This is a genomic window from Rubricoccus marinus (genome assembly GCF_002257665.1).
Lineage (GTDB): Bacteria > Bacteroidota > Rhodothermia > Rhodothermales > Rubricoccaceae > Rubricoccus > Rubricoccus marinus.
On record NZ_MQWB01000011.1, the window covers coordinates 158,889 to 168,486 of the forward strand.

A 9,598-nucleotide genomic window follows, 5' to 3' on the forward strand; every position below is an offset into this window, starting at 1 on the left:
GTTGGGATTTAGGCTTCGGCCGTGGCGGTCACGAGGCGTTGGATGCTGGGCGCATCCTCGGGACGGAGCCCGGCGGTGGCCGCCAGGTCTTTGAGGAAGCCGTCGCCCAGGACGGGGCGGCCGGCGAACAGCGCGAGCGTCTGGCTGGCGAGATCGGCGTGGAAGCCTGGGGGCATCTCGGCGTAGTGCTCGCAGTGGTGGAGCCGGAGCGCGGCTATCGCTTGGCGATCGTGGTCCAGTCCCGCAGCGCGGATGCTCTCGGTCACGACACAGATGTCGTACTTGTGGCCGGTCAGCATCCGGTAGAGCGCGAGCGCGACGGAGCGACGGCGGAACGGGTCGATGTGAGAAAGCATGGGGGTGCGCCTGCGGCGCGGCAGTGGGAAGGGGCCAGTAGCCAGTGGCAAACCCAGCCAGAGGTTTCCCTACTGGCCCCTTCCGACTGGCCACTGGCCCGCGAGCGAAGCGAGCGCTACCCCTCGGTGTTCTCGCGGACCACCACGCCGTCACCGCCGCGCTGCTTCGTCTGGCGGAAGGTGCCGTTGACGTAGTCGTTGCGGGAGACGAGCGAGCCGTCGGACAGGTCGCCCGACGAGCTGAGGGTCCGAAGGAGGGTGCCCGAGAACGACCCGTCGGCGGCGATCGCGAAGTCGGCCCCGTAGTAGCGCGTCCGCACCGCGCCGTCAGCGCCACCGTCACGGACCGTGCCGGTGCCGTTGGTGTTGAGCGTCACGACGGGCTCGCGGACGGTCACCGACTCGCGCAGCTCTTGGTTCGCGTAGCCGACGACGGCCTCGCCCACGCCGGGCGAGTAGACCTGTGCCACGCGCCAGGTGTCGTAGCTGGTGAAGCTGGCTTCGGCGTCGTCCGACGTGCCAGTCAGGTAGGCGTTGGTGCCTGCCCCGAGGGCGGTGATGAAGGCGTCGAGGTCGGGATAGCTGAGGAAGGTCAGCGTAACCGACTCGACGGCGTCCAGCGCCGCCGTAGCGGCGTTGTTGTCGTGATCGACCGCGCGGGCGTGCTGCACGCGGGCCTGCCAGACGCCGACGCCCTGGGGCTCACGGTAGGACATCTGGACGAGGTAGCCCTTGGCGTTGCCGGTATCGTAGATGCCGGTGTACGTCGTGGTGTCGACCATCGCGCTCATGGACGCCATCGCCATCGGGAGCGAGGCGGCGTCCTTACTCGCCACGCGGGCGGCGGAGGACGAGTTGAACCCGAGGTCGAACAGCTCCTCGACCTCCGCGAAGGCAGCGGTCACGAGAGCCTGCTGGTTGCTGGTGATCGGGTCGATCACATCCGGGCCGGTCGGTACGTCGGGGCCGGGGCCAGCGGTGTCGCAGGCGGTGAGAGTCAAGGCGAGCGAAAAGGCCGCCAGAAGTGAGAGTCGCATCTCTTGGTTGAGGGTGTGGTCGCCCGAGCGGCGACGGGACGTCGCCGTGGCGGGCTTCCGGTGTAAAGGAGCGGGGCGAGGGCACGCCTCCGCGGGGATGGACGGTGGGCGCCCACCCACCGGCGGTGGGTGGAAGTGCGCTTCGGCCCGGTGTAGCCGAGTCGCGCCGTCCCTCCCGAGGACGGGAGGAGTGGCGGCGGTCGTCGGGTCTCGGGGAGCCTCCTCCTCCGTGTCGCGTATTATCGGGACATGGATCGGTGGCTCTTTGGCGACGTCACGTCGCCACGGTTGAGGGTGTCGATCTAGCGCGCGTACCCGCGCGCAACGGAAGTGGCGGCCACCGAGGCAGGGCTCTAAGTCCTCGGTGGCCGCTCTCCATTTAGGGCTCTGGGGGGCTGGTGGATGGGGTGCCGGAGTCGCCCGCCCGGTCGGACACGAGCACGATGCGGACCTCGGTGCGGTCGGGGCCGAGGTCGCGGGTTTCGATGCGGCGCACGATGCCTGCGCCCGAGGACCGCACGTAGCCGTCACGAATCGCCTGCTGTTGGCGGAGGGTGGCCCGGCGGAGACGGGCGGTCGCCTGGCGGATGCGCTCGGCGCGCGTGCGCTGCCACTCGGCGGTGCGGCGGGCTCCGGCACTCTCGGCGGCGGCGACCTGGGCGCGTAGATCGGAGGCCTCGGCGCGCGCGGCATCGACGGCGCTCTGGGGCTCGAAGCCTTCGGCGTGGCGGTCCTCGACGCGCCGAACGGATGCCTCAGCCTGGACGAGCCTCTGGCGGAGCGTGACGGGATCGGCCGACACGGGCGGCGCCGTCGCCTGGGCGGCGGCGAGGTCGGCCTGCGCCTCGGCGACGTCGAGCTGCGCGGTGCTCATGGCCGACGACGTGAGCACGGCCACGGTGTCTCCGACAGCGACGGACTGGCCCTCGCGGACGAGTAGCTGGGGCGGCTCGGACGGCTTGTGCGCGAAGGTGACGCGGCGGACCTGGGAGCGCGCCATGTCCTGCGGGTCGTAGTCCTCGGCCTCGCCGTCGCGGACGTAGACCCGGAGCGTGACCGTGCCCTGCTCGACGATGAGCCCGGTGAGGTCGAGGCGCGTGAGGTCCGCGAGCGTGGCAAACTGGAACGACAGGCGCTTGTCGGTCCCGGTGACGGTGTCGAACCGGAACTCGTCGGGCGTGACGCCAGCGGCCTCTGTCACCGTCACTTGGCCGTCGATCAAGTGGCGGACCGGGTGGCCGTCGGCGCCCGCGGGCACGAGGGACTCGAGGTCCGCCAGGACCCGGCCCGCGAGGTCGATCTGCCGACGGGAGACTTGGACCTGGGCGCCGCGGTGGGCGAGCACGCGGCTGGGCTGGAAGTTGGCGGTGTAGGCCGGGCCGAGCGAGAACACGCGGCCGTCGGTCGTGTCGCGTACGAGCAGCGTGTTGGCGCCCGTCGTGCCGATGGCCTCGAACGTGCCTTCGAGCAAGCGCATGTGCTGGGGGTCGGACGCCTCGACTTCGATCTGCACCAGGTAGCCTTCGGCGCTCCAATCCAGAAAGTCGCGGACCGCCGCTGAGGCGTCGGCCTGTACCCTGCGGACGAACCGCTGGTACCCGTCGTGCTCCAAGACCGCGAACGGAATGGTGAGGCAGACGAAGCAGATGCCGAAGAAAGCGTCGACGCGGCTGCCGGTCGTGGTGCGGTAGCTCGTCTCCTGGCGGTTGTAGTAGGGGAAGACGCCCCGGCGGTCGCTCCACGGCCAGAAGACGCGGACGCCCTGGACGGTCCACGTGTCGAGAAACGGGTGGCTGATGTAGCCGACGACGATGGCCGCGTAGATGTGCGGCAGTCCTGCCCAAACGAACGGCAGCGCGAGCGCGGCGACGGCTGTCTGGGCGGCGTAGCAGTGCGTGATCGTCCGGTGCCCCCACCGGCGCTCGATGCGGCGCGCCAGAGGCGAGAACACGCGGCCGACGGTCGAGCCTAGCGTGTCGATGTCGGGCGCCGCGGCGGCAGCCGACGCGACGACGACCCCGGTAGCGGTCCAGGGGACCTGGAAGAAAGTGGCGGCCACGGTGTATCCGAGGACGCCTCCGGCGACATGGGTGCCCAGTCTCATCGCTGTGGGGAGGGGGTGGGCGGTGCGTCCGCGAGCCGGACCTCACGCCCGGGGTTGGCGCGGCGGAGGTGGGCGAGCACCTCCTCGCCAGAGGCCTCTGGCGTGAACGGCAACGGCAGCGAGTGGCGACCAAACTCCGCCTCCAGCGCGGGGTCATGGACGACGAACCCAGTGGGTGACCTGCGGACGGTGAGGGGGCTACGGGCCATCACGAGCGGAACATGATGGTGGTGAGGTCCCACTGCTCGGTGCGGTCGGAGCCGTCGAGTCGGGCGTACAGCTCAACCACGTACTCGCCCTGGGGCGCGAACAGGCCGTTGGGACCCACGCCGCGCCACGCGGCGGTGCGCGGCCCGGAGGTCTCGCGCCGCTCCTCGGTGATCTGGCGCACCAGTTCCTTCGACCCGTCGCTGGCGATGCGGACGATCCGGATCTGGACGAGGGCCGATTCCTCCAACGTGTACCGGATCTCGCACGCCTCGTTGAAGGCGTTGAACGTGGGGTCGACCCGGAAGCCGGACACGACCTGGAAGTCGGTCGGGCCGGTGGGCGGCGTGCAGCCAACGGCGAGGGCGAGGGCCACGGCCAGCGCGGCGGGAAGTCGGCGCATGGTTAGACGGGGACGTGGTGGGCGAGGACGGCGCCTCGGGCGTGCTCGGCGGCGCCGACGGTGTTGGTCTCCATTAGGCGGCGCAGGCTCTCCTCGTCGACGTGGGTGTAGACCTCGGTGGTCTGGATCGAGGCGTGGCCCAAGAGCTCCTGGGTCCCGCGTAGGTCGCCGGTGTAGCGCAGCGTCCGGGTGCCGAACGTGCGGCGGAGCACGTGGGGGGTCAGCTTGTGCCGGGTCTTGACGTGCCGCTGGAGGCGGGCGCAATCGCGCTGGATCTGCTTGGGGTCGACGGCCTGGCCGGCGAGCGTGATGAACACCTCATCGGCCACGTTGGGCACGTAGCGGCGGACGGCGAGCCAGTCGGTCATCGCGGGGTAGGCGAAACCGACGAGCGGGACGGTGCGGCGCTTGTCACCCTTGCCGGTGAACGAGAGATAGTAGCCGTCCGGTCGTGGGACGATGGCCTCGCGGGGGAGCGTCAGCACCTCCTCACGCCGGAGCCCGGCAAACGCCATAAGCGTGAAGGTGGCTCGGCGGCGGGCGGCCGTAAAGAGGGCGGCAAAGGCGCGCTGCCGGTCGCCTCCGGGCTCGGAGGCTTCGAGCTGGCGGTTGGCCTCCACCATGTCGTCGGACAGCCGGGCCACGGCGCGTTCGAGTTCGTCTTCGGCCAGGACCTTGTGCGTCTCCGACTTCCGGTTGAAGCCGGGCAGGTCGAGGGCGTCGAAGGGGTTGGTGGTCACCACGTCGATGCCCCGGAGGAACCGGTAGAACGACCGGACGCAGTAGATCCGGCGGGCGACCGTCCGGGCGGCCAGCTTAGTCGAGAGCCGGGTGAGGTAGCGCTCGGCGTCTCGGCGCCCGACGGTGCCCACGCGCAGCCGGTCATTGGCGAGGAAGCGCCCGAAGTGTTTGAGATCGGATCGGTAGGCGCTCTCGGTGTGGCGGCTGCCGGACTTGGTGTGGAGTGTCCGGCCGATGAACAACTCGATGGCCTCCGCCAGACTCATCTCCACGCTCGCGCTGCTCCCCGGATCGGGTGCAGCCAGGCGTGCGGTCGCGTCAGATGGAGAGATCAACAGTCCTTTCTGGGGAGTCGAGCGCACGCCTCAGCGCGTGCCGTCTACTATGAGGTAGACGGCACAAGTAAACGGGGCGACGGCCTCAGTGTCAAGCCGCTGCGGCGCACCTCGTCGCCGCGGGCGGCGGTGGGAGAGGGCTCGACCGGCTCCTCGCCGCTCCGAGATCGGGCCGCACGCGACGCTTTACACCATTTGGTGCGACACCCTTAAAAGGCAACACATCGGCCACTTCTTTGAAACTTTTCGAGGGGCTGTCCTCATAACATTAGTTATGGGGACACCAAAAGAGCGGTTTTCCGGCCATTCGTCGACATCGGCTCCGCCGAGTCGTGCGGGCCGATTCGACTCTGGATCGCCGAGCTGTCAGCCTGGCAGACCGTTGAGCGAGCGCCGACGGAATAAGGGGAGATCGGTCGTCTGGAGGCCTGCCCCAGAGCCCCGCCGAAGGTCTGCGGTTTAGCTGGTCGTCGAGGTCCTCGGTCCACGCGAGAGGAAGGGAGTGGGCGGGCTTGGCGTCTGAATACGTCGGCCGCGCGCCCATCCCCCCGGCCTGGCCCAGCACGACGTCGCGCTCGCACGCCGCCCCTTCGCCTGGCGGCTTCACCCTCGGACTCGGCGGTCGGTCAGCGCGCCGCCCCCTCGCCTGGCCGCCGGTCGGGTATGGCTCGGCGGTCGTCCAGCGCGCTGACGGTCAGGCTTGCCTCCCGGGCCTCGGCGGTGGGACGAAGCTCTCCGCCCGCCAACGGCGGGCGGGGGTGGGTCCAGCATGGCCTGACTTTCGCAGCGCCCCCCTTCGGTGCCGCATTTCATCGGGCGTGGCTGAGAGGGGGCGGTGAGCGCGCAGCGCTCGCCGTCCCCGTGCTAGGCGATGGCTCAGGCCGCGCCAGCGGCCGTCTATCCGGGCGTGGCACAGGGCGCCCCGGAGCACGGCAGTCACATGGCCTCCGTCGGGTACTTCCATTATTGCACCCCCATCTTCCCCAAACAAACCGCTCCCGGCGACAGCCGGGAGGCCGCTTCTCCACAGCCGACCTCGGCCTAGTTACCAGATTAGAAGAGGAAGGGTTAGAGGATGGTCGCCTACGTATTCGCTTCTGCGCGCTCCGGCAGCACTTTGTCCATATAGGAAGGTCGCCTACTTATTCGCTAGCTCGGCGCTCTTGTACCTTACATGATGGTCGCCTACTTATTCGAAGGTTGCCCAGGTATTCGGAGAAGGTCGCCTACGTATTCGTGGACAACTAGGCGCGACCAGGGCTGGAGGTGGACGACGCTCCGCCTTCCGAAGGCTCCTCTCAATTGTTCAGTTCGGCGCTCCTAGACTGGCGGGCCGACAAGGAAACGCGCAGGATTGTCCGGTAACCGATCACGAAGGTCATCATCTGGGCTCTGAAGCGGTCATGAGGCCGAGACACTGATGAGTCGAGAGCTGTCAGCCGGTTCCGAGAGGTCTGTGAACAGCGCGCAGCGTGCTCATGGGCGTCCTAACCGGTTGGTGGTCCTCGCCAACCGTTCACAATGGTTCTGTTGCTTGTCGGACCCCATGGTTTGCGATTTGGTCGGGCGGGCTGGGCATTGGGTTGTATGACATATCATTCGCCACCCCTCATTCGCCATTTGTTCCACCCATGATGAAAGTCAGCGCTCGCGCCGCGACTCCACTCCATGCCGACACCGCGCGGCCGGAGGCGATGGAGGCGAAGTGTGGGGAGCGGAGGCCCGTCGCCGTGTTCGTCGCTCACGGGATGGGCCAGCAACTAAGCTTCGCGACGCTAGACGAAACCGTGGGTGGGATGGTCCAGGCACTTGGCCGGCGTGGCGTGGGGGAGGGCAGAATCGACATCAAGGCCGCTCCGGTCATGCAGGGGAGGGTTCGGACCCATCGGGTCGAGATCTGTGTCGATGGCGGGGAATCAGTCGCTCCCGTTCATGTCTATGAGGGGTACTGGGCGCCGTTGACGGAGGGTGAGGTCACGCTCCGTGACGTGTTGCGCTTCCTGATCCGGGGAGCGTGGCACGGGCTTCGGAAGGGGGTTGGGCAACCCATCGAGCGATTCATGTTTGAGAGGCGGGTGCTCCACAAGGTCCCAGGGGGGGCGTTTGGGGGGCTTCTGGCGACGACGCTCGTGCTCGGGTCGCTCGTGCTGCTGAACGCCGTGATCGCGGGCGTCGTGGTGGACGCCTCCTTTGATGTGGTTGCGACGACGGCGGCCGAAGACTCCCGCTTAGTCGAGGAGGACACCACGGGCGGCGAGGAACGCAATCCGGCTCCACTTGTGACGCGGGCCCTCACGGCGCTCGTGTTTGGATATCTCGCGTTGACGGTCGGGCTCGGCGTGCTTCTGGTGCTCACGACTGTGACGGCCCGGTATCGGCGGGGCGAGCCGGGACTGGTGCGGCGGCTTTGGCTCGGCGTCCTCCAGGTCGGGCTCTGGGTCTGGGTAGTGGCAACGATCGGGGTCGGTGTGGGCACGCTCGCTATGCTCGCCAGCGCGGCGGGGTTGCCGAGGCTCGCCCCGGGGCCCGTCGCCGTCGTGTTAGCCGTGGCGCTCGTATCGGGCGCCGTCGCCGGATGGCTATCGAAGCGGGATGGGATGAAGCGGTACGAGGCCTACCGTATATGGGAAGAGGAGCATGGAGACGAGGGCCCATCCTCTTCATCCGACCGTCGGCCGCTTGCAGGGGCCCGCCTCACCGCTGTCACCTTTGCTCTTGCCGGTTCTGTCACCGTCGTGCTCGCGTGCCTTGTCGCCCTGCTCTCGCCCGTCTTACCAAGGTGGCTCGACGGGAACGACCCGCTGACGAAGGTGACGGTGCTACGGCCCGTCGTCTGGGTGTTGCTGTTCGGCGTGTCGGCCTACATCCGGAACGTGATCGTGCAGTACCTCGGCGACGTGGTCGCGTACATCTCGCCACACACGCTCGACCGATTCGCGGACCTACGACGGGCCATCCGGGAGGCGTCGTTGTCGGTCCTTCGCGCGGTATACCACGCCCGGGGAAAGGACGGAATGCCTCTCTATGAGGGCGTGGCGGTCGTCGGCCACTCCCTCGGCTCCGTCGTCGCGTACGACGCCTTGAACCGGATGCTCGCCGAGGACGCCGGGTCCACTGGACCCGGCGTCCTCGTGCAGGAGCGGACAAGGCTGCTCCTCACGTTCGGGTCCCCGCTCGACAAAACGGCCTACATCTTCCGGGCCCAGAATTTATCCCTGTCGGACATCCGCGAGGCGCTGGCGAACGCAGCCCAGCCTCTCATCCTGGACCCGAGTGTGAGGACTTTCCCCTGGGTCAACGTCCACTCGCCCCGAGACGTCATCGGTAGCGCACTCGACCTCTACGACGTGCCCCGGATTAAAGGGGGGCAGGACATAAGAGTGGACCGGCTTCGGAGTCGGCTCCGGAGGGGGCGGAAGAACTCCGAGAGCCTATGCGACGAGCACGCGCTCGCGGCCTGGCGGGCGGGCCGCGTCGCCAGCCCATACTGTGTACACGACATCGAGGATCTCGAAGCGCGGATACCGCTCGTGGCCCACACCGAGCATTGGAAGACGCGGGCCGTGTTCGACGTGCTTGTCGCAGCCGTATTTGAGGGCCTCAGCGAGTCTGCCCCTCGTCCGGTAGAAGAGACCACGGTCGACTAGCGGGTGAACTGCTGGGGCTTACGAGTGGGTGACGGGGATGTATCCGGATAGCCGGACGATGCGGGCCCTGGCCTCGACGCCCGCGTCGGCATCCGGGAACAGGGCCTCCATCAGAGACGGCCCGCTCAGGCTCTCGATCGGCTCGGGGGCCGTCCCCTCCTGGGGGGGAGTCGAATGGATCTCGACGATCCGCACTCGGTACTCACTCACTCGGTCGAACGCCTTCTCCGTCGAGAACTTCCCCTTCTCGAGGGGCTGGAGGTCCAGGTATGCTTCCTGCGATCGCCGCCCATAGGCGTCGGTCAAGGCTTCGGTGATTAGCACCCAGAGGTGCATTCGGTCGGGCTTCGCCGACGGGGTCAGAGGGAGCGCTGGTTCGTCCCGGCCTCGGCACACCTTCCACTGGCCTGGCGAGTGACTCGTCACCCGGAGGTCGCGGACCGGAATGGCTCCCGAGGTGCCCCCCGTGGTATAGCGGAAGTGAGAGGAGGGGGGGAGGAACTGGGTCCAGATGGGCTTCGTGGGGAGGCTGTCCAGGTCGTCTTCCTCTTCGCTGTGGGCGCGGCCGGCGCGCAAGATACGGCGGCGGAACCGGACACGAGCGAACCACCAGGCCGGGTCGATGACGTTATTGGTCTCCTGTTCGTGCTGCGAGTCCTCCAGCACCCGCAGCGGGGGAGTGATGACGAAGCCGGTGGTGTCGAAGCGGGGGAGGGGGGCCTCAGGGGCGAGGGAGTAGCCGAATGGCCCCTCGACCGAGAGCGGGAG

General features: G+C 68.3%; 8 protein-coding genes. 1 reads left to right on the top strand and 7 read right to left on the bottom strand.

Features of this window, described 5'->3' with window-relative positions; translation table 11 throughout:
- Positions 1 to 8: 8 nt before the first annotated feature.
- The 6 genes from BSZ36_RS18030 to BSZ36_RS18055 all read right to left on the bottom strand — a co-directional run bounded on the left by BSZ36_RS18030 (position 9) and on the right by BSZ36_RS18055 (position 5,210).
- Complete coding sequence (locus tag BSZ36_RS18030) at positions 9 to 356, bottom strand: hypothetical protein (protein ID WP_094551899.1); 348 nt, start codon at positions 354 to 356, stop codon at positions 9 to 11.
- 116 nt (positions 357 to 472) lie between these two features.
- Positions 473 to 1,393 (bottom strand): hypothetical protein, encoded by a 921-nt coding sequence (locus BSZ36_RS18035; protein ID WP_094551901.1) that lies wholly within the window; start codon positions 1,391 to 1,393, stop codon positions 473 to 475.
- Positions 1,394 to 1,772: 379 nt separating this feature from the next.
- Positions 1,773 to 3,452, bottom strand: a complete 1,680-nt coding sequence (locus BSZ36_RS18040) for a metal-dependent hydrolase (RefSeq protein ID WP_245837542.1) — start codon at positions 3,450 to 3,452, stop codon at positions 1,773 to 1,775.
- Between the two features lie 41 nt (positions 3,453 to 3,493).
- Complete coding sequence (locus tag BSZ36_RS18045) at positions 3,494 to 3,706, bottom strand: hypothetical protein (protein WP_094551905.1); 213 nt, start codon at positions 3,704 to 3,706, stop codon at positions 3,494 to 3,496.
- Positions 3,706 to 4,107, bottom strand: coding sequence for a flagellar hook assembly protein FlgD (locus tag BSZ36_RS18050; protein WP_094551907.1), 402 nt, complete (start codon positions 4,105 to 4,107; stop codon positions 3,706 to 3,708). Before BSZ36_RS18050 ends, BSZ36_RS18045 begins: the two co-directional genes overlap by 1 nt.
- A gap of 2 nt (positions 4,108 to 4,109) precedes the next feature.
- Complete coding sequence (locus BSZ36_RS18055; RefSeq protein WP_094551909.1) at positions 4,110 to 5,210, bottom strand: tyrosine-type recombinase/integrase; 1,101 nt, start codon at positions 5,208 to 5,210, stop codon at positions 4,110 to 4,112.
- 1,604 nt (positions 5,211 to 6,814) lie between these two features.
- Between BSZ36_RS18055 and BSZ36_RS18060 the strand changes: the two genes are divergently transcribed.
- A complete protein-coding gene (locus tag BSZ36_RS18060; RefSeq protein WP_094551911.1) occupies positions 6,815 to 8,830 on the top strand; it encodes a hypothetical protein in 2,016 nt (671 codons plus the stop codon).
- A gap of 18 nt (positions 8,831 to 8,848) precedes the next feature.
- On the opposite strand, the gene BSZ36_RS19615 is transcribed toward BSZ36_RS18060, so the two are convergent.
- On the bottom strand, positions 8,849 to 9,598 hold a 750-nt coding region (locus BSZ36_RS19615), incomplete at its 5' end, for a hypothetical protein (protein WP_179271288.1).

Bases quoted from the DNA above. Each gene is read 5' to 3' on its own strand.
- BSZ36_RS18045 (WP_094551905.1), bottom strand. From the start codon at position 3,706: ATGGCCCGTAGCCCCCTCACCGTCCGCAGGTCACCCACTGGGTTCGTC.
- BSZ36_RS18035 (WP_094551901.1), bottom strand. From the start codon at position 1,393: ATGCGACTCTCACTTCTGGCGGCCTTTTCGCTCGCCTTGACTCTCACC.
- BSZ36_RS18060 (WP_094551911.1), top strand. From the start codon at position 6,815: ATGATGAAAGTCAGCGCTCGCGCCGCGACTCCACTCCATGCCGACACC.
- BSZ36_RS18030 (WP_094551899.1), bottom strand. From the start codon at position 356: ATGCTTTCTCACATCGACCCGTTCCGCCGTCGCTCCGTCGCGCTCGCG.
- BSZ36_RS18050 (WP_094551907.1), bottom strand. From the start codon at position 4,107: ATGCGCCGACTTCCCGCCGCGCTGGCCGTGGCCCTCGCCCTCGCCGTT.